Source organism: Jongsikchunia kroppenstedtii DSM 45133 (assembly GCF_000380485.1).
Classification (GTDB): Bacteria; Actinomycetota; Actinomycetes; order Mycobacteriales; family Mycobacteriaceae; genus Jongsikchunia; species Jongsikchunia kroppenstedtii.
In genome coordinates this window covers 32,480-54,643 of the sequence record NZ_AQYG01000038.1, presented here as the reverse complement: position 1 = coordinate 54,643, position 22,164 = coordinate 32,480, and the positions used below count along the sequence as shown (strand labels likewise).

The window sequence follows — 22,164 nt, the reverse complement described above, 5'->3', positions numbered from 1 at the left end:
GATGTCTCGCCGGCGCATCTGCCGGAGCTGCTGACCGCGCAGACAGTGCGCACTCCGGACGCTGTCGCGCTCCGGTTCGGTGGCCGCGAAGTTCGCTACGACGAGTTCTCCGCGCGGGTCAACGCACTGGCGCGCGAGCTGATCGCGCTGGGTGTCGGGCCGGAAACCGCTGTGGCAGTGTGCATGCCGCGCTCGATCGAGATGGTCGTCGCGATCCACGCGGTGATCGCCGCGGGCGGACAGTATGTCCCGGTCGACACCGAAGCGCCGACTGATCGCGCCGAGTACATGCTGGCCACCGCGGCCGTGAAGGTGCTCTTGACGACCGGCGGCGACGCCGGTGTCGACGTCCGGTCGGCCGCGCTGGCCGAGGGGATCGGCGTTCACGAGGTCACGGCCGACGGACCGGTGGATCTGCAGACACCGCCGGTCACCGATGCCGAGCGGCTGGCGCCGATCGGCCTCGACCACGCCCTGTACACGCTGTTCACCTCGGGCTCGACCGGTCGGCCCAAGGGTGTGACGGTGTCCGCACGGTCGGTGCTGAACCGCCTGTGGTGGGGTCTCGGCGAGTACGGCTGGGGCCCGGCCGATCGCATCGTGCAGAAGACGCCGTACACGTTCGACGTGTCGGTGCCGGAGTTGTTCGCGCCGTTGATGGTCGGCGCCTCGATCGTGGTCGCCGCTCCCGGCGGCCATGCCGATCCGGCGTATCTGATCGACCTGCTGGAGCAGTCCGCCGCCACCTCGGTGCACTTCGTGCCGTCGATGCTGTCGGTGTTCGTTGACGTCGTCGACCCGGACCGGCTCGCCGGGCTCACCGAGCTGAAGTGGGTCTTCGCCTCGGGTGAGGCGCTGCCCGCCGCAGTGGTGCACAAGACGCATGAACTACTGCCAGGGGTCGGGATCCACAACCTCTTCGGCCCGACCGAGGCAGCCGTCGAAGTCTCGTATTCGGATGTGACGCGGGTCGGCGACACCGTCACCATCGGCCGCCCGGTGTGGAACACCGGGACGTATGTCCTGGATTCGCGGCTGCAGATGACTCCGCCCGGGGTGCCGGGCGAGCTGTATCTCGGCGGCGTCCAGATCGCCCGCGGGTACGCGGCGGCTCCGGGTCAGACCGCGGACCGGTTCGTCGCCGATCCGTTCGGTGAGCCGGGTGCCCGGCTGTACCGCACCGGCGACCTGGTGCGCTGGAACGATGCGGGCGAGATCGAATACCTCGGTCGCACCGACTTCCAGGTGAAGCTGCGCGGTCAGCGCATCGAACTGGGCGAGATCGAGTCGGTCCTCGCGACCGTTCCGGGTGTGGTGCACACCGCGGCGACGGTCGCGTCGGCGCCGACCGGTGCCCAGCATCTCGTTGCCTACCTGTCGCCGGCGTCGGTCGACCTCGACGCGGTGAAAGCCGCGGCGGCGCAGTCGCTCCCGGTGTACATGCAGCCGACCGTGTGGGTGGTGCTCGACAACATCGCTCTCAACTCCGCGGGCAAGCTCGACCGCCGGGCACTGCCCGCGCCGGATTTCGCCGCGATCGAGCAGGAATACGAGGCGCCCGCGACGCAGGCCGAAGAGCAGCTGGCCGCGATCATCGGTGGCCTCCTCGGCGTCGAGCGGGTCAGCGTCACCGAGTCGTTCTTCGCCTTGGGCGGCGATTCGATCATGTCGATCCAGCTGGCGTCCGCCGCCCGGGCCGCCGGGATCGATCTGTCGCCGCGAGACATCTTCGAGCACAAGACGATCCGCGCCATCGCGACGGCCGCCGGACAGAGTGCCGCGGCGCTGCCGATGCTGCCGGAGCTTCCCGGTGGAGGCAGCGGTCCAGTCGTGATTCCGCCGGTCGTCGCCTGGATGGTAGAGCACTCGGAGCGAGCGGCGGACTTCGCGGACTTCTCACAGACTGCGGTGGTCGTGGCGCCGGAAACCTTGCGGCTCAGCGATCTCGCTCGACTCGTCGATGCCGTAGTTCGGACGCACCCGATGCTGTCGGCACGGTTGACAGACGTGTCGGGCGAGTGGGTGCTGGTCTCAGGTACGCCATTCGATGCATCGGCGGCCGTCGCTCACCTCGGTGCCGACGGAGACATCGGTACACCGGAGTTCGACAACGCGCTACGCCGTGCGCATGCGGAAGCCGCGGGTCGGCTTGATCCGTCTGTCGGCGCACTGGTCCAGGCGGTTCATGTCACAGCTCCGTCCGGTGCGGGTCGAGTGGTCATTGTCATCCATCACCTCGGCGTCGACGCAGTGTCCTGGCGCGCGATCATTGAGGACCTGGTCACCGGATGGGCCCAGGTCGCTGAAGATAGCGAGATCTCCCTGCGACCTGAGGGCACTTCGGCGCGCGCGTGGGCTTCGGCGTTGGCGCAGCAGGCAGATAGTCGATTCGACGAACTGGACTACTGGCTGAGTCGTATGCCGGTGCATCCCACATCATTTGGTGCAGCATTGAGTCGTTCCCGCGACCGCGATTCGGCGTCCTCGTCGGTGCTGCACACGCTGTCTGTTGCTCTCACCGAGAAGGTGCTCGGCGCGGTTCCGGCCGCCCTCCAAGGCAATGTCAACGATGTGCTGCTTGGCGCCCTCGCGCGCGCCGTCCGTGGCTGGCAGGTCGACCGCGGCATAGACGACCGCTCACCGGTGTCCATACTGCTCGAGACCCATGGCCGCACCGAGGAACTCCTGGAGGCCATGCCGGAACCACACCGCGCGGATCTGTCGCGTTCGGTTGGCTGGTTCACATCCATCGCGCCGATGTCGGTCGACCCGTCGGCAGACATCGTCCATGCGATGAAAGCCGCGAAAGAGGAGCGGCTCGGCCTGCCTGATGCCGGCGTTGGATTTGGCCTGCTTCGTTACACGGCCCGCACCGAGCTGGCCGATCGGCCGCTTCCATCGATCATTTTCAACTTCCTGGGCGCGGGTTCGGCCGGCGGTGACACACCTGCTGTCGAACTGCCGTTCATGAGCACCGATTCGCCCGCGTTCCCCCCGTCGGTCAGCGGTGACATGGTTGCGTTGGCTGCGCTGTCGATCAATGCTGGCACTTCGGCGGGCTCACGCGGTCGTCGAATCTGGGCAGATCTGCGTTTTCCGCGGGGCGTGCTTGACCCTGCGGACGTGGAAAACATCGCGCAGCGGTGGGAGACCGAACTCGCCACGGCCGCATCGACTGTCGACCGCGAAGCGGCGTTGGGGCTTTCGCCGTCGGACGTGCCCGGCGCGGACCTCACTCAGCACGATCTCGATGTGCTCGAACGCAATTACCCGGGCTCCGAGGTGTGGTCGCTGGCGCCGCTGCAGCGCGGAATGTACTTCCAGTCGCTGGTCGCTGCCGCCGATGATGACGTCGTCGACGTCTATACCACGCAGATCGTGATCACACTCGGCGGCGACGTCGACGCGGACCGACTCCATGAGGCGGCCCGCGGTGTCATGGCCCGGCATAGCGCCCTCCGTTCAGCTTTCGTATCAGCGCCGAGTGGCGAGATCGTCGCAGTGGTGAGTGATCGCATGGAGCCGCAGTGGACTGTGCTCGACGTCGATGACCCCGCAGGCCTGGCGGACCCAGTGACAGCGGCCGCGGACGCCGAGCGGGTGCGCCCGTTCGACCTGGCTCGGCCTCCATTGATCCGTTTCGTGCTGGTGCGAAGTGGCTCCGTCTCGCGGTTGATCGTGACCAATCACCACATCGTCATCGACGGCTGGTCGGGACCGCTGGTCATGGCCGACATGTTGGCGCTCTACCTCACCGGATCCCCGTATACCGGCGAGGCCGGCGGCGCGGAGTCTGCCGACTTCTCGTCGTTCCTGCGGTTCATTGCGAGTCAAGACGCGGCTGCGGGCCGGAATGCCTGGCGCGAGATCATGTCAGGCGCCGACGGACCAACGCTGGTGGCTCCAGAAATCGAGGCCACCACGGGCCTGCTGCCGCAGTACCGCGAAGCACGGCTCGACGCGGCTCTGGTCGCGGCGATCGAGTCGGTCGCCAGGTCTCATGACTCGACCGTCGCCACGGTGCTGCAGGTCGCGTGGTCGGTGCTGCTGTCGAGATTGACCGGCCAGCGCGTCGTCACTTTCGGCGAAACCGTGTCCGGACGCCCGGCCGCGCTCGACGGCGTCGAGTCGATCGTCGGATTGTTCATCAACACACTGCCGGTCGTGGTCGACGTGGACCCGGCGTCGTCGATGGGGCAGATCCTGACTCGGCTGCAGTCGGACAAGGCCACCGTGCTGGACTACCAGTTCTTGGGCCTTCCGGAGATTCTGGACCTCGCGGATGGACCTGCCGGATTCGATACGTTCACGCTGCACGAGTCGTTCCCGATCGATTCCGAGTCGCTGAAGTCGAATACCGCCGGCGGTGGCGAGCTGTCGATCGATGACATCGAGTTCCGTGACGGCACGCATTACCCGATCTACCTCGCCACCGTCCCGAGCGGAGAGACGATTCTCCTCAAGCTCAAGTACTTGCCATCGGCATTCGATGCCGAGCAGGTGGACGTTTACCTGCGTGCGATGGTCCAGATCTTGGAACGGTTCACTGCGGCACCGGACACGCTTTCCGCAGGCCTCGATATCGCGGCGGCCGAGGATCGGAGCCGGGCTCTGGATTGGGCCACTGGCCCTGCGGTTGAATTGCGCGACCACGTTCTGGCCGACATGGTTCTGGACCGTGCGCGGACGAATCCCGCCGGGATCGCCGCGATTTTCGATGAACGCACCGTGTCCTATGCCGAGTTCGCTGATCGCGTAACCGAATTGGCGCGTCAGCTGATCGAGGTAGGCGTCGGCCCTGACACCCCGGTTGGCGTGTGCATCGACCGTTCGTTCGCTCAGTACTTGGCAGTCCATGCCGTTGTGGCGGCGGGCGGGCAGTACGTGCCGATTGACCCTGAGTTCCCGGCGGATCGCATCAAGTATTTGGTCGACACCGCCGACGTGCAGCTGTTGCTTGTCGACGCGCGAGTCGACGGTCATGCGATCGCGGACGAGATTCCGGCCATCGGAGTCGACGCGGATGCTCGGGTTCCCGACGCTTCGTTGTTTACGGCGTCGGAGCGACTCGCCCCCGTGCGCCCGGACAATGCGGTGTACACCCTCTTCACGTCAGGATCGACCGGGCGTCCTAAGGGCGTCACCGTTTCGCATGCAGGCCTTCGTAACACGCTCGCCTGGTTCACCGAATCGAACGGCGACGGTGAGCATGTGTTCCTCCTGAAGACGCCGTTCACCTTCGATGCATCCGTGTGGGAATTCTTCGGCCCGGTGTACGCCGGTGCACCGGTGGTGATCGCCGAGTCCGGTGGGCATCGCGATCCTCGATACCTGGCCGGCTTGATCGCGCAGCATGCAGTCACGACGGTGAAGTTCGTGCCGTCGATGCTTGCTGCCTTCCTGGACGGCGCGACCGGGTCGGATCCGGCGGATCTGCAGTCACTTCGTCGAATCTTCTCCGGCGGCGAAGCACTGTCACCGGCACTGGCGCGCGGACTGGCTGAAGCGATCCCCGGCGCCCATATCGTCAACCAGTACGGTCCGACCGAAGCGATTGTCGACATCACCGATCGGCGGGTGACCGATTTCGATGCCGCCGTGTCGATCGGTAGCCCGGTGTGGAATTCGCAGGTCTATGTTCTTGACGGACGTCTGGAACCGGTGCCGGCAGGCGTGCCGGGAGAGATGTACCTGGGCGGGGCCCAGCTTGCGCGTGGGTACGCATCGCGGGCGGATCTAACCGCTGAGACCTTCGTCGCATCGCCCTTCGGCGGGCCGGGTAGTCGTCTGTACCGCACCGGTGACCGGGCGCGATGGACCGAATCGGGGCTCCTTGAATACCTGGGACGCACCGACTTTCAGGTCAAACTGCGTGGCCAGCGGATAGAGCTCGGCGAGATCGAGTCGGTACTCGCGGGCGTTCCGGGCGTTTTGCACTATGCGGTGGTGGTGGCCTCGGTTCCGGGCGGAGGAGAACAGCTCGTGGGCTACCTCTCGGGCGCTGCCGGCGCGACGATCGATCTCGATGTGGTCCGCGGAGTTGTCTCGCGTGAACTGCCCGAGTTCATGCGTCCCACCACTTGGGTGGTGCTCGACGCGCTGCCGCAGACAACCTCCGGCAAGGTCGACCGGCGTGCACTTCCTGCGCCGGTGTTCGACCGCGGTGAGTCGGTTGCTCCGGAGACGCCGGGCGAACGGGTTCTCGCCGAAGTGTTCGCCGAGGTGCTCGGGCTCGACGACATCGGTGTCACGGACAGCTTCTTCGATTTCGGCGGAAACTCGCTGTCCGGTATGCGTCTCGTGGCGCGGGCATCCGCCGCACTAGACGTTGACGTGTCCGTGCGTGACCTCTTCCAGGCGCCGACTGTGCGCGGGCTCATCGCCGCGACCGAGGGGCGACAAAAGGCGTTGCCGCCGGTGGTGGCGGTAACCGAGCGGCCGGAGCGGATTCCGCTGTCGTACTCGCAGACCCGCATGTGGTTCATCAACCGGTTGGATCCGACGTCGCCGGTCTACAACCTGCCACTGGTGCTTCGGGTGCGCGGTCAGTTCGACGTCGATGCACTCCACGGCGCGATGATCGACCTCGTTGCTCGTCATGAGGTACTGCATACGACCTTCCCTGACGTCGACGGCCGGCCCTACCAGCGCATCGCGGCGGCGGATGAGATCGCGGCTCGGCTGGACTGGGCGATAGTCGACTCGCAGGCAGCGATCGAGGACGCGCTGACCGCCGGCTTCGATCTGGTGACGCAATGGCCGGTCCGTATCCGGGTTTGGGAGGCCTCACCGGAAGAGTTCGTCATCGCGGTGGTCACCCATCACATCGCCTCCGATGGTGAGTCTCATAGTCCGATGATCAAGGACTTGATGACGGCCTACCTCGCGCGGTCCGCAGGGCAGGCGCCGCGATTCGCGCCGCTCCCGATCCAGTACTCGGACTACGCGATCTGGCAGAACAAGGTGCTCGGATCGCCAGATGACCCGAGCTCGGTAGTGGGTCGCCAGCTGGAATACTGGCGCGATCAGCTTGCAGGCCTGCCCGATGTGCTCGAGCTTCCGGCAGACCGCCCGCGCCCGCCGCGTGCGACGTATGACGGTCGCGTCGCCGGATTCGACATCCCGGCCGAGGTCGCCAGCCGAATCCGCGAAGTGGCATCGGCGCATGGTGTGACGCCGTTCATGGTGGTGCATGCTGCGTTGTCGGTGCTGCTCGCCCGGTTGTCCGCGACTGATGACATCGCGGTAGCCATACCCACTGCCGGTCGCGGTCAGCGTGAACTCGACGAGCTGATCGGCATGTTCATCAACACACTTGTATTGCGTGCAACCGTCGATCCGGCGATGACATTCGTGAGTCTGTTGGATCAGGTGCGCGCAACGGATCTCGAGGCGTTCGCGCACGGGAACGTCCCATTTGAGACGGTTGTTGACGCGATCAACCCGCGCCGTAGCGAAGCATTTGCTCCGCTGGCTCAGACGATCTTGTCGTTCGATCCTGCCGCGTCGGCGCGCGACATCGATATCTCGATTGCGGGCCTCAGCATCGAACCGATCGAGCTGGATACGTTCCCCGCTGAGGTCGACATGTTCATCAAGATCACGCTGAACCCGGACGGGGAGCCGTGGCTCGGTTCGGTGATCTTCGCGACCGATCTGTTCGACGACGGAACGATCGAGACGTTCGCCAAACGATTTGTCGCGGTCCTCGATGGCGTGACTGCTATGCCGTCCACAGCGGTCGGTGATGTGTCGATTCTGACCGACGACGATCTCGCGGCTGAGGCAGCTCTCGAGCACGGCGATGATCGGGTACTCCCGGATATCACCTCGATCCCGGAGGCCGTGGCGGCTCAGATCGCGAGGACACCCGATGCAACCGCGCTGATATTCGGCGAACGGGAGGTCTCGTACGCCGAGTTCGGCGCACGAGTGAACACCCTTGCCCGGGAGCTGATGGACGCCGGTGTTGGGCCGGATGTTGCTGTGGCGCTGTGTATTCCGCGCTCTGTTGAAATGATGGTGGCGATCCACGCGATCATCACCGCCGGCGGTCAGTACGTTCCGATCGACACCGCAGTGCCGGGCGATCGTGCCGAGTACATGTTCACGACCGCCGGTACCCGGCTGTTGCTGGTATCGGATCCATCCGAGGTGCCAGACGTGGTCTCCGCGGCGGCATCGGTTGGGGTTCCGCTGCTCCGGATCGATGCCACGGGAGATGTGGATCTCGGCGCAGTGTCGGTGGCTGATTCCGAACGCGTTGTGTTGCACGGTGATTCGGCTGCGTACACCCTCTTCACCTCGGGCTCGACTGGTATGCCGAAGGGGGTCACGCTCTCGCATGAGGCGATCCTCAACCGGCTCTGGTGGGGCCTCGATGAACTGCCGATCGACCCGTCGGACCGGGTGATTCAAAAGACGCCGTACACCTTCGACTGTTCGGTGCCGGAGTTGTTCGCGCCGCTGATGGCCGGTTCGACAGTGGTCGTATTGAAGCCCGGCGGGCACCTTGAGCCGATGTATGTAGCCGACGAGATCGCCCGCACTCGGGCGACGATGGTGCACTTCGTGCCGTCGATGCTCTCGGTGTTCTTGGAGGTCCTGGGGGCGGATCGAATCCGCGAGCTGAGTTCGGTGCGGACTGTGTCGTGCACCGGCGAGGCGTTGCCGCCGGCGATGGCGGCCCAGGTCCGTGAGATCTGGCCGAACATCCTGTTCTACAACCTGTATGGCCCGACGGAGGCTGCGGTCGAGATCACGTACGAGCAGATCGGTGCGATCTCGACTGAGGATCCGACGGTGCCGATCGGTATTCCGATGTGGAATTCATCGGCGGTCGTACTGGATTCGCGTCTGCGGCGAGTGCCGGTGGGAGTCCCCGGCGAGCTCTATCTGGGTGGCGTGCAGTTGGCCCGTGGCTATGCCGACCGCGGTGGACTCACTGCCGAGCGATTCATCGCTGATCCATACGGCGTGCCCGGTGCGCGGCTGTACCGAACTGGCGACTTGGTGCGGCGACGGCCTGATGGTGGCCTGGAGTACCTGGGCCGCACCGACTTCCAGGTGAAGCTGCGCGGTCAGCGCATCGAACTCGGTGAGATCGAGGCAGTCGTAGCCGGTGCTCCAGGCGTGGTGCACGCGGCCGTTACGGTGGCGAGCGCGCCGGGCGGTGGTGAGCACCTGGTCGGATACATGGCAGCTGCCCCGGGCGAGTCGATCGATCTGGCAGCGGTCAAGACTGCTGCGGCTAAGGCACTTCCGGGCTACATGGTTCCCACGGTCTGGATGGTGCTCGACGACATCAAGCTGAACACTGCGGGAAAGATCGATCGTAAGGCATTGCCGGCGCCCGAATTCGGTTCACTCGATGCCGAATTCGTACCGCCGGAAGGTCCGCTGGAGACTGCGGTGGCTCAAGCGTTCGCCGACGTATTGGGGATCGAGCGGATGAGCGTCATCGATGACTTCTTCGAGGTCGGCGGTAACTCGCTGTCGGCGATGCGTCTTGTGGCGCGTGCAGGTGAAGCGCTCGGTGTGGGCCTGGCTGTGCGCGACCTGTTCGACGCGCCCACTGTGCGGGCCCTGGTTGCGGCATCGATAGGAAAGGATGCCGCGCTGGCTCCGATCGTTGCTGTCGATCCGCGTCCGGAGCGGATCCCGTTGTCCTTTGCGCAGCAGCGCATGTGGTTCGTCAACCAGCTGGACACGTCGTCGCGGGCCTACAACTTGCCCTCGGTGCTTCGGATCAGCGGTGCGTTCGATATAGACGCACTTCACGCCGCGGTGCTTGACCTGCTCGGTCGGCACGAGTCGCTGCGCACCATCTTCCCGGAAGTCGACGGGCAGCCATATCAGAGCATTGTCAGCGCTACCGCGGTTGCGGCGCGTCTGGATTGGCGCGTCGTGGAATCGCAGGCCGAGATCGAGGAAGCAGTTGTAACCGGGTTCGACGTCACGCGGCAGCTACCGATCCGAGTGCGTGTTTGGGAGGCCGCAGAGAACGAGCACGTGCTGGCGGTCGTGACTCATCACATCGCGTCTGACGGCGAGTCGATGACGCCGACGATCCGCGATCTCGTGACGGCGTATCTAGCCCGTGCGGACAACATGGAACCGAAGTTCGCTCCGCTGGCGGTGCAGTACGCGGACTACGCGATCTGGCAGCACGAGGTGCTCGGCTCGCCGGAGGACCCGGAATCGGTTGTCGGACAGCAACTCGGCTACTGGACCGAGCGGCTGGCTGGTCTACCAGATGTCATCGATCTGCCGACCGACCGTCCGCGTCCGCCGCGGGCGAGTCAGCGCGGCGCTCGGGCCGCCTTCGAGATCCCGGCCGAGCTTGCCGGCCGAATCCGGGCTGCGGCACAGGAATCCGGCACGACGCCGTTCATGGTCACCCATGCCGCGTTGGCCGCGCTACTGGCGCGACTGTCGGGCACCGAGGACATCGCGATCGGTACGCCGATCGCCGGGCGCGGGTCGCCGGTGCTCGATCCGCTGATCGGCATGTTCGTCAACACGCTGATCCTGCGTACCCGGGTCGACGCCGGCCGCAGCTTCGATGACCTTCTCGCCGAGGCGAAGTCGGCCGATCTCGCCGCGTTCGCGAATGCGGACGTGCCGTTCGAGGCCGTCGTCGACGCATCGGACGCGGTCCGCTCGACGGCCTTCGCGCCGTTCTCCCAGGTGTGGTTCACCTTCGACCAGACGGCCCTCCCGGAGCTGGCCGGAGCCGATCTCGCGGTCGGCGAGATCGCCGGCCTGCAGGTGGCGCCCATCATGAGCGAGTCCGTGCCGGCCCGCGTCGACCTGCTGGTGAGCGTGTCCCAGGCGGCCGAAGGGGATTGGCAGGGTTCGGTTCTCTACGCCACCGATCTCTTCGACGAGTCAACTGTGCAGACGTTCGCCGATCAGTTGGTGCGTGTCCTCGACGTCGCGCTGACCGATACCGCGCAGCCGGTCGGCCAGATCAAGCTGGGCGAGGGCCTATCGGTGGCGGCGCTCGCGCGCGCCGCCGAGACCACACCGCGTCCGACGGTGGAGCCTGTCTCGGTCGCCGACTCCGATGCCATCGTCAGCGGCGGCGCCGGAACGTCGCCGATGATACTGAGCGACATCTTCGCCGAGGCCGCGACCAAGTGGGGTCCGCGTCAGGCGGTCATCGATGCCGACGGCACCGCGCTCACCTACGCCGAGCTGGATGCCCGGTCGAATCGGTTGGCGCGCTGGCTGATCGGCCAGGGGATCGGTCCGGAGAAGCTGGTCGCGCTGGCGATCGGCCGGTCTGCCGACCTGCTGACGGCGATCTGGGCCGTCGCCAAGACGGGTGGCGGCTACGTGCCGATCGACCCGGACTATCCGTCCGATCGCGTTGCAAACATGGTCGAGGACTCCGGAGCGATCCTCGGGCTCACGGTGGCCGCCTCGGGCGAGCTGCCCGGCGACGCCTTCGACTGGCTGCGGATCGACGGTGATGCCGTGGCGCAGATCGAAGCGTTCAGCGATGCCCCCATCGGCGATGCCGAGCGCCTGGGGGCGGTCTCGGTCGAGAACGTCGCGTATGTGATCTACACGTCGGGCTCGACCGGCCGGCCCAAGGGCGTCGCCGTGACGCATTCGGGTCTGGCCAACTTCGCCGCGGAGGAAGTGCGTCGATCGGGTGCCGACGAGTACTCGCGGGTGCTCGGCTTCGCGTCCCCGAGCTTCGACGCTTCCGTGCTGGAGTACCTGCTCGCGACCGTGTCCGGTGGCGTGCTGGTATACCGGCCGTCCGAGGCCGTCGGCGGCGCCGTGCTGCAGGACTACATGATGCGGCAGGCCGTCACGCATACCTTCCTGACGCCGACCGTGCTCGGAACCATCGAGCCGCAGTCGGTTCCCGCGTTGCGCGTGGTTTACGCGGGTGGCGAGGCCGTGCCGTCGGCACTCAAGGACGACTGGGCGCCGCTGCGCCGAATCCAGAACCTGTACGGCCCGACCGAGACCACGATCGGCGTCACCATCAGTGCGCCGATGGCCGTCGGCGAGGCCGTCACCCTGGGCGGTCCGCTGGCCGGCGTCGGCCTGATGGTCCTCGACTCGGGCCTGCGTCCGGTGTCGCTGGGCGTTCCTGGTGAGCTCTATGTCAGCGGTGGTGCGCTGTCGCGCGGCTACCTGGACCGGCCGGGCTTGAGCGCCGACCGGTTCGTCGCGAATCCGCATGGCGCACCGGGTGATCGGATGTACCGGACCGGTGACATCGTCCGCTGGCGCCAGGATTCGACGGGCGCTCCGGTCCTCGAGTACTCCGGCCGCAGCGACGATCAGGTGAAGCTGCGCGGTCTGCGCATCGAGCTGGGCGAGATCGAGTCGGCCCTGGCGACGCATCCGGCGGTCAGCGCCGCGGTCGTGGTCGGCGTCGGCGGATCGGTGGCCACCGCACTGGCCGGCTACGTCGTGGCCGACCCGGAGGCGGTCGATACGGCTGCCCTGAAGTCGCATGTGGCTCAGACGCTTCCGGCGCATATGGTGCCGGCGTCGATCACCGTGCTGGACGCACTGCCGCTGACCCCGGTGGGCAAGCTCGACAAGGATGCGCTGCCCGAGCCGGTGATCGAGGCCGCCGGATACGTGGCTCCCGAGACGCCTGCCGAGGAAGCGGTCGCCGCGGTGTTCGCCGACATCCTCGGTGTCGATCAGGTGAGCGTGGCCGAGTCATTCTTCGACCTCGGCGGCAACTCGCTGTCGGCGGCGCGCGTCGCCGCGCACGCCAGTGGCGCGCTCGACGTAGAAGTCACCCTCCGCGATGTCTTCGATGCGCCGTCGGTGCGCGAACTCGTCACAGCGTTGTCCGGACGCACCACGCGCGCCATCGCACCACTGACCCCGATGCCGCGGCCTGCGATGATCCCGTTGTCGCCGGCCCAGCGGCGGATGTGGTTCATCAACCAGATGGACACGGCGGCAACGACCTACAACATCCCGCTGCCGCTGCGCCTGCGCGGCCGGGTCGATCCGGCCAACGTCCGGGCGGCGCTGCTCGATGTGATCGGCCGGCACGAAGTGCTGCGCACGATCTATCCGTCCGACGCCACGGGCCCACGGCAGCAGGTGCTCGGGGTCGACGAGGCCGTCGCCGCCTTCGAGTGGCTCGTCGCCGATGACCGCGGCCGGTTGGTCGATCTGGCGGGCCGCGGATTCGACGTCAGCAGCCAGTTGCCGGTGCGGGGCGGACTGCATATCTCCGACGAGGGTGTCGACGTCGTCGTGATCGTGCATCACATCGCGTTCGACGGGGAATCGATGCCGGTGTTCGTCACCGATCTGGTCGCCGCCTATGTCGCGCGCGAGTCGGGGACTGCCGCCGACCCGGCGCCGCTGCCCGTGCAGTACGCCGACTACACCCTGTGGCAGGCGCAGGAACTGGGATCGGCGGCTGACCCCGAGACCGCTCTCGGGCGCCAGCACGCCTACTGGCTCGATCAGCTCGCCGGGCTGCCGGCCGTGACCGATCTGCCGATGGACCGTCCGCGACCGTCGGTGCTCGATCCGGCGGCCGAGGTGGTCACCACCTTCGTGGATGCCGACATCGCTGCGCGGATAACGCCGTTCGCCACCGAACGCGGCGTCACCAACTTCATGGTGTTCCACGCGGCGCTGGCCGTCACGATCGCCCGGTTGGCGGCGGTCGAGGACGTGGTGATCGGTGCACCCATCGCCGGACGCAACGATCCGGCGCTGGACGGCCTGATCGGCATGTTCGTCAACACGCTGGTACTGCGGTCGGCGGTGCCGGCCGGTGCCACGGCAGCGGAACTGCTGGAATCGGTGCGGACCACCGACCTCGAAGCGTTCTCCAATTCCGACGTTCAGTTCGATCAGCTGGTCGAGGTGTTGGCGCCGGAGCGCTCCACCGCGCATTCGCCGCTGTTCCAGATCGCGTTGACGCACGCGACGCGCTCGGAGGATCTGCGCCCCGTCGTCCTCGACGATCTGGGGATCACGATCGAGCCCGGTGTCGATCTCGGCGCGGCGGACGAGAAGGTCGATCTGACCGTCAGCGTCGTCGAAGGCGTGGACGGCATCCGCGTGCAGTTCTCGTACGCCAAGGCACTGTTCGACGAGAGCTCGATCAACCGGTTCGCCGATGCCTGGCAGCGCGTGCTCGCGTCGCTGGTGTCCGATCCCGACACGGCGGTCGGCGACATCGCGATCGCCGACACGGTGCCGGTCGCGCCGCGCGTCGAACGCACGGATCAGGCGGAGGTCGATGCCGGCACGCTGGTGCAGCTGCTGGCCGAGCGCGACCTCGATCCGATGCATCCGGCGCTGGTATGCGACGGGGCGACGCTGCGCTACCAGGAGTTCGAGGCCCGCACCAACGCCGTGGCGCGGTCATTGATCGCCCGCGGCGTCGCCCCGGAAGACGTTGTCGCTGTGGCGATCGAACGGTCCATCGAGTCGGTCGTCGCCGTGTGGGGTGTCATCAAGTCGGGCGCGGCATACGTGCCCGTCGACCCGGCGTACCCGGACGAGCGCATCGCGTATATGGTCGGTGATTCCGGTGTGCGGCTGGGCATCACGGTCGCCGGTGCGGCCGATCGGGTCACGGGGACCGGCTGCACTTGGCTGGATCTGACGGAGCTATCGAGCGGGGACGACCACGACATCGTCGACGGCGAGCGGCGCGGCGCTGTCACGCTCGACAGCCTCGCGTATCTGATCTACACGTCCGGATCCACCGGCCGCCCGAAGGCGGTCGCGGTGACCAACCGCGGCATCGCGAACCTGATGGCGGCGCACGCGCAGGTGACCGGCTCCCGCGAGGACGGGCCGGACACCCGCATCCTGCATGTGGCATCGCCGAGCTTCGATGCGGCGTTCTTCGAGATGATCTGGGCAATCGGTGCCGGCCACACGCTGGTGATCGCGCCGCAGCAGTCCTATGCGGGCCAGGCTTTGGCGACGGTGCTCGATCGGGATCGGGTCACCGACATGGTCATCACGCCATCGGTGCTGGCGTCGGTCGATCCGGCGGCGGCGGCCACCGTGCGCAACCTGGCGACCGCCGGTGAGGCATGCCCGCCGGAACTGGTGAACCAGTGGGCGGCTCAGGGTCGCCGGCTGTTCAACTTCTACGGTCCGTCGGAGACCACCGTGTGGGCGACCCGGAGCCGGATGCTGCCGGATCGTCCGGTGACCATCGGCAAGCCGATCAACGGGGTGCAGGCTTACGTGCTCGACGCCCGACTGCATCAGGTGCCGCGGGGCGTCATGGGCGAGCTGTATCTGGCCGGACCGGCGCTGGCGCGCGGGTACCTGGCGCGGCCGGGCCTGACCGCGACATCCTTCGTCGCCGACCCGTTCGGTACGGCGGGCGAGCGACTCTACGCCACCGGAGACATGGTGCGCTACAACGCATCCGGCGAACTCGAGTTCGCCGGGCGTGCCGACCATCAGGTGAAGATCAACGGCCAGCGGATCGAGCTGGGCGAGATCGAGGCGGTGCTGGCCGCGCAACCGGGTGTCGAGGGCGCGGTCGTGCTCGGTGTCACCGAGGGCGACCGCACGCGCCTGGTCGGCTATCTCGTCGACCCGACGCGCGGCGTCGACGTCGAGGCCGTGGCCTCGGGCGCGGGCGCCGTGCTGGCCGGGCACATGGTGCCGGCCCAGTTCGTCGTCATCGACGAACTGCCGCTCACTCCGGCGGGCAAGCTCGACCGGACCGCGCTGCCGGCGCCTGAGTCGGAGGACGAGGCCGAATTCGCCGCGCCCACGACGTCGGCCGAGCAACAGCTGGCGGGCATCGTCGGGATGCTGCTGGGCCGCGACGAGGTGAGCGTCACCGATTCGTTCTTCGCGCTCGGCGGCGATTCGATCATGTCGATCCAGCTGGTGTCGGCGGCGAAGGCCGTCGGGCTGACGCTGACACCGCGAGACATCTTCGAGCACAAGACCGTTCGCGCGATGGCTCGGGTGGCCACCGACGGTTCGCAGGGGCTGTCGATGCTGCCGGAGTCCGGTGGGGCCGGGCCGATGCCGCTGCCGCCGGTGGTGCGGTGGATGCTGGAACGCTCCGCCGAGGCCGCGGACTTCCGCGACTTCTCGCAGTCGACGGTGCTGACCGCGCCCGAGGGGGCCACCGCGCAGTTCGTCGGCGAGGTGCTCGCGCGGGTGGTCGACAACCATCCGATGCTGAGCGCGGCGCTCGTCCACGACGATGATGCCGGCTGGACCTTGACCGCGGGCACTGCCTTCGATCCGGCGATCGCCGTGACCGGCCGGCAGTCGTCGGTCGCCGTGGGCACCGCCGAATTCGATGCGGAACTGCAGTCCGCGTTCGAGTCTGCGTCGGCGCGCCTCGACCCGGCGACGGGCTCGCTGGTCGCGGCGGAGCTGGTGCTCGGCGCGACGGGCGCAGGCCGCGTCGTCCTGGTGGTGCACCACCTCGGTGTCGACGCGGTGTCGTGGCCGATCCTCATCGAGGACCTGGTGACCGCCTGGGGCCAGGCCGTCGGCGGTTCGCTCGATCCGTTGCGGCCGGAGGTGACGACCGCGCGGGCCTGGGCCGGTGCCGTCGCCGAGCAGGCCGAACGCCGGGCGGACGAGACGGATTACTGGCTGCGGCGGCTGCCGCAGCGCGCCACCGATCTCGGGGTCCCGGTCGCCGCCGACCTCGGTCGAATCGGGACCGAGGCATCGGTCACCGAGGTGGTCGACGCGTCGGTCACCGAGGCGGTGCTGACCGCGGTACCGGAGGCATTCGGCGGCACCGCTGCCGACGTGCTGCTCGGTGCGCTGGCCCGCGCAGTGCGCGGCTGGCAGCAGGCTCGCGGCATCGACGATCACACGCCGGTGTCGTTGCTGACGGAGGGCCATGGCCGCAGTGAGGAGATCGTGGCGTCCGGTCCACAGCCGTATGCCAGCGACCTCTCGCGCACCGTCGGCTGGTTCACCACGATCGCGCCGGTCGCGCTCGACCCGTCGATCGACATCGTGCATGCGGTCAAGGCCGCGAAGGAAGAGCGCCTGGCGCAGCCGGATGCCGGTGTCGGGTTCGGCCTGCTCCGCTACGGCAACCCCGCCCCCGACACCGAGCTGTCGCGGCGGCCGCTGCCGAGTATCGGCTTCAACTTCTTCGGGGCCGGTCGCGCCGGAACCGCTGACCCGACTGCGGCAGAGGCGATCCCGTTCACCCCGGCCGCCGATGCACCCGGTTTCGCGCCGTCGGCGAGTGGCCGGATGCCGGCGCTCAATATGCTCAGCGTGAACGTCGGCACCGGAACGGGTGAGCGGGGACGGCAGCTGTCCGCGGGCTTCTCGTTCCCGTCGACGCTGTTCACGGCCGACGACATCCGTGACCTCGCGGCCCGCTGGACGGCCGAGCTCACCGCGGTCGCCGACCTGGTGGCCGCCGGCACCCGGGTGGGCCTGTCGCCGTCCGACGTTCCGGGCACGGCGATCAGCCAGGCCGAATTGGACGCACTGGCAGTGCGATTCCCGGGCGTGGACGTCTGGCCGCTCACCCCGTTGCAGCGCGGGCTGTATTTCCAGTCCGAGCTGGTGCACGGCCTGGCGGGCGCGGTCGACGTCTATATCACACAGGCGGTCGTCACCCTGCGTGACGCCGACCCGGACAGGCTGCGCGATGCCGCGTCCTCACTCTTGCGCACCCATCGCGCCCTGCGGTCGGTGTTCGTCCGCACCGAAGCCGGTGCGGTGGTCACGGTGGTGCCCGCGGAGGTCGACCTGGATTGGGTCGCCGTCGACATCGGTGACGCGGATGATGTTGGTCTGCAGATAGATTCGATCCGCCGCGAGCAGCGTGCGGCTGGCTTCGACCTGTCCGAAGCGCCGCTGATCAGGTTCGTGCTCGTCAGTCACGGCGATACGTCGAGCCTCGTCGTCACCAATCACCACATCCTGTTCGACGGCTGGTCGGGCCCGCTGGTTCTGGCTGAGATGCTGGCTCTGTACGTCAACGGTGCGCCGATCATGGCAGGCGCGCTCGACTTCGGCGATTACGTGCAGCGCATCGCGCGGACCGATCACGCCGCCGGCCTGGCGGCGTGGCGGACACTGCTGGAACCCCTGGACGGGCCAACCATCGTCGCATCCGGCGCTTCCGCGAGTGCCGATCTCCTGCCACGGGATCACGAGGTAACCCTGGATACGGATCTGACTGCGGCACTGTCTGATTCCGCGAGGTCCGCGGGTGTCACGCTAGCGACCGCGTTGCAGCTGGCGTGGGCGGTGCTGCTGTCGCGGCTGACCGGCAACCGGGTAGTGGCGTTCGGTGAGACCGTCTCGGGCCGGCCGGCGGACCTGGACGGCGTGGAATCGATGATCGGGTTGTTCATTAATACGATCCCGGCCGTAGTTGATGTCGATCCCAACGCGACGATCGCCGACGTCCTGGCACGCATGCAGGATGACAAGGTAACGGTGCTCGACTACCAGCATCTTGGTCTGTCGGAGATAAGCTCCGTTGTGGGACAGCAGGTTCTGTTCGACACCCTGACGGTGCACGAGTCGTACCCGGTGGATACGGATACGCTCTCGACCGTCGCCGATACCGCGTCGGGGGCGCCGCAGATCCTGGGGGTCGATGCAAACGACGCAACGCACTATCCGTTGAACCTCGGGACGGCGCCGACCCAGGACGGTATTGCCATGCGGATCACCTACCTGCCGGCGGCATTCGACGGCCGCCAGGTTGCGGCATTCGCGGACATCGTGGTCGAGGTGCTGCGCGCAATCGCGTACGCGCCGGACACCGTGCTCGCCGATATTCCCGTACTCGACTTGACCAGCCGGGCCGCGGTCGTCGAATGGTCGACCGGCAGTCCGGCCATCGGGCAGTCTGTGACGGATCCGGTGGCCGAGCAAGTCTCGCAACGGCCGGAGTCGGTCGCGCTGGTTGCCGGGGATCGCATCCTGGACTATCGAGAGCTCTCGGCACGGTCGGCGGCGCTGGCGCGGGAGCTGATCGAGGCAGGTGTCGGGCCGGATATTGCTGTGGGCGTGTGTATTCCGCGGTCGGTGGAGATGATTGTGGCGATCCACGCGGTACTGGCGGCGGGCGGCGGGTTCGTGCCGATCGATCCGGCTGCGCCAGCCGACCGGGTGCGATACATGGCGGAAACTGCGCACCTGTCGACGATCCTGGTCGGTCCGGGTGGGCTGCCTGCGGGACTCGCGGGGCTCGATCAGATCCACCTGATGGTTGTTGACGCCAATGGCGATGCCGATCTTTCGACGCCAGCGGTCGCGGATTTGGAGCGCCGCGCGAAGGTCTATGGCGACAACGCGGCGTACACGATGTTCACGTCGGGGTCGACGGGCCGTCCGAAGGGTGTGACGGTGTCGCGGCGGGCACTCGGCGCGCACCTGGCGTTCGACAAGGACTACTACGACTTCGGGTCGGATGATGTTGTGCTGCAGGTGCTGGAGTACACGTTCGATCCGGCGGTGGTGGAGATCCTTCGGCCCGTGGTCTCGGGTGGTCGCCTCGTACTGCTGGAGCCTGGTGAGCATCGGGATCCGGCGGCGGTGTCACGCGCTCTGGTCGAGCACGATGTTACCTCGGTAACGTTGGTGCCGTCGATGATCGCTGCGATGGCGGAGATCATTGATCCGGCGCAGTTCGCGCGAATGGCGTTGCGTTACTTGCATACTGGTGGTGAGGCATTGACGCGGCCAGTTGCTGACGCGATCAGCGCTCTGCTGCCGGGGGTGCCGATCCGCAACCAGTACGGGCCCACCGAGACGACGATTTATGCGACGGTGCAAGAGATCTCGCCGACCGGACGCACCGTGCCGATCGGTACACCGGTTGCCGGTACGCGCGCGTTTGTGCTGGATCGGCACCTGCGCCTTGTCCCGCCGGGTGTGCCGGGTGAGTTGTACCTCGGTGGCATCCAGTTGGCCCGCGGCTATGCTTCGCAGCCGGGTTTGACGGCGGAACGCTTCGTAGCCGATCCGTACGGAACGCTGGGGGATCGCCTTTATCGCACGGGTGATCTGGTGCGGTGGAACGGTGCCGGTGAGCTGGAATATCTGGGTCGCACGGACTTCCAGGTGAAGCTGCGCGGCCAGCGGATCGAGCTCGGGGAGATCGAGGCGGTGCTGGCGGGTGCGCCCGGCGTCGTGCTCGCAGCCGCGACCGTCGCGAGTGGCGCGGGCGAGCAACTGGTGGCGTACCTGACCCCGGATACGGTCGACCTGAATGCTGTAAAGGCGCAGGTCGCGCGGTCGTTGCCGGAGTACATGCGGCCGACCGCCTGGGTGGTGCTTCCGGAACTGCCGCTCAATTCGGCGGGCAAGGTATCCCGATTGGACCTCCCCGCGCCAAGTCTGATTGCCGCGGAACATGTTCCGCCGGAGACGGCGGACGAGGCGGCTATCGCCGCTGTGTTCGCGGCAGTGCTGGGTGTGGAGCAGGTCAGCGTCACCGAGTCGTTCTTCCATCTCGGCGGCCACTCGCTGTCGGCGATGCGGGCGGTGGCGCGAGTGTCGGCGGCGCTAGACCGGACGGTAACGGTGCGCGACCTGTTCAACGCGCCCAGCGTCCGCGAACTCGCCGAAACACTCGGCGACCGCGGAATCAGCCTGGCGCCGATCCGGCCTGTAGTGCCGCGGCCCGAGCCGATTCCGCTGTCGTTCGCCCAGCGGCGCATGTGGTTCCTCAACCGTCTGGAACCGGAGTCGCTGGCATACAACATTCCGGTCGGCCTGCGCCTGACCGGTCCGGTGGATAGCACGGCGCTGGCGGCGGCGGTGGCCGACGTGGTGGCGCGGCACGAGATCCTGCGCACCACCTTCCCGGAGGTCGACGGGCAGCCGGTCCAGTGGATTCACGAGGTCGATTCGGCTCCGGCACAGGTCGATTGGGCGCTGTGTACGGACGAGTCGCAGCTGCTGCTGGCCGCAACGACGCCGTTCGACGTGACTGCCAGGGTGCCGTTCCGGGTGCGGTTGCTTCAGGTGGCCGAGCAGGAATGGATCCTGGTCGCGGTGCTGCACCACATCGTGGGCGACGGCGAATCGTTCCGGCCGCTGCTGGCGGACATGGTCGTCGCGTATGCGGCGCGGGCCGCCGGCGACACTCCGGCGTTCGCGCCGTTACCGATCCAGTTCGCGGACTTCGCGATCTGGCAGCAGCAGGAGCTGGGGACACCGGAGGACGCCGAATCGGTGGTCGGCCGCCAGCTGGCGTACTGGCGCGATCAGCTGGCCGGGTTGCCGGACGTGCTGGATCTGCCGATGGATCGGCCGCGGCCGGCCCTGGCCTCGCATGCGGGCGCGCTGCTGGACTTCGAGGTTCCCGAGGCGATCGCCGATCAGGTGCTCGGGCTTGCCCGCGACCGCGGCGTGACGCCGTTCATGGTGGTTCACGCGGCCCTGTCGGTGTTGCTGGCGCGACTGTCGGCGACCGAGGACGTCGCGGTCCTCACCCCGATCGCCGGGCGCGGCCAGGCCGAGCTCGACGGCCTGATCGGCATGTTCGTCAACACCCTGGTGCTGCGGGCCGAGGTCGCCCCGGCGATGAGTTTCGACGAGCTGCTGGATGAGCTGCGCGTCACCGACCTCGAGGCGTTCGCAAATGCGGATGTCCCGTTCGAGACGGTCGTCGAGGAACTCAACCCGGTTCGCTCGCAGGCGTTCTCGCCGCTGGCGCAGGTGATGCTCACCGCCACACAGCAGGGGCCGAGCCAGGCCGCTGCGGCACCCGACGTGGCCGACGCCGGATCGGGCATCAGCATCAGCCCGATGACACCGCCCGCAGTGGCGTCGCAGGTGGATCTGACGCTCAACGTCGGTATCCGGGCCGGCGGCGCCTGGACCTGCACGGCGATCTATGCCACCGATCTGTTCGACGCGGACACGATCGGCAGCCTGGTCGACCGCTTCGTGACCCTGCTCGGCGCTCTGTCGTCGGCCCCCGCGGAGCCGGTCGGCATCGCGCCGCTGGTGTCGGCGGACGAGCGGGAACAACTGGTCGCATGGTCGTCGGGCCCTGAGCCGACGAGCGGCGCGGGCCGGACGTACGGCGCGAGCACGCTCTCGGCAATGATGTCGCGACGGCACGCCCGGGCCGACGAACACACTGATGAAGGAGACAGGTTGTGACCGACGTCGTTCGGATCGCCGCAACGTCGGGAAGTGCCGCACTCGTCTTCG

2 protein-coding genes (both only partly in view) are annotated in these 22,164 nt (G+C 67.5%); both read left to right on the top strand.

Annotation, left to right across the window (positions count from 1 at the left end; genetic code table 11):
- On the top strand, positions 1 to 22,113 hold the 3' portion of the coding sequence (locus G341_RS0104030; protein WP_018177826.1) for a non-ribosomal peptide synthase/polyketide synthase. Its footprint begins 17,709 nt before the window's first position; 22,113 of the gene's 39,822 nt are visible here — the last part of the coding sequence; its start codon lies beyond the left edge, outside the window; it ends in the stop codon at positions 22,111 to 22,113.
- A protein-coding gene (locus tag G341_RS0104025; RefSeq protein WP_018177825.1) for a non-ribosomal peptide synthetase crosses the window boundary here: on the top strand, positions 22,110 to 22,164 show its 5' portion. 13,580 nt of this gene lie beyond the right edge of the window; 55 of the gene's 13,635 nt are visible here — the first part of the coding sequence; its start codon is at positions 22,110 to 22,112; its stop codon lies beyond the right edge, outside the window. Before G341_RS0104030 ends, G341_RS0104025 begins: the two co-directional genes overlap by 4 nt.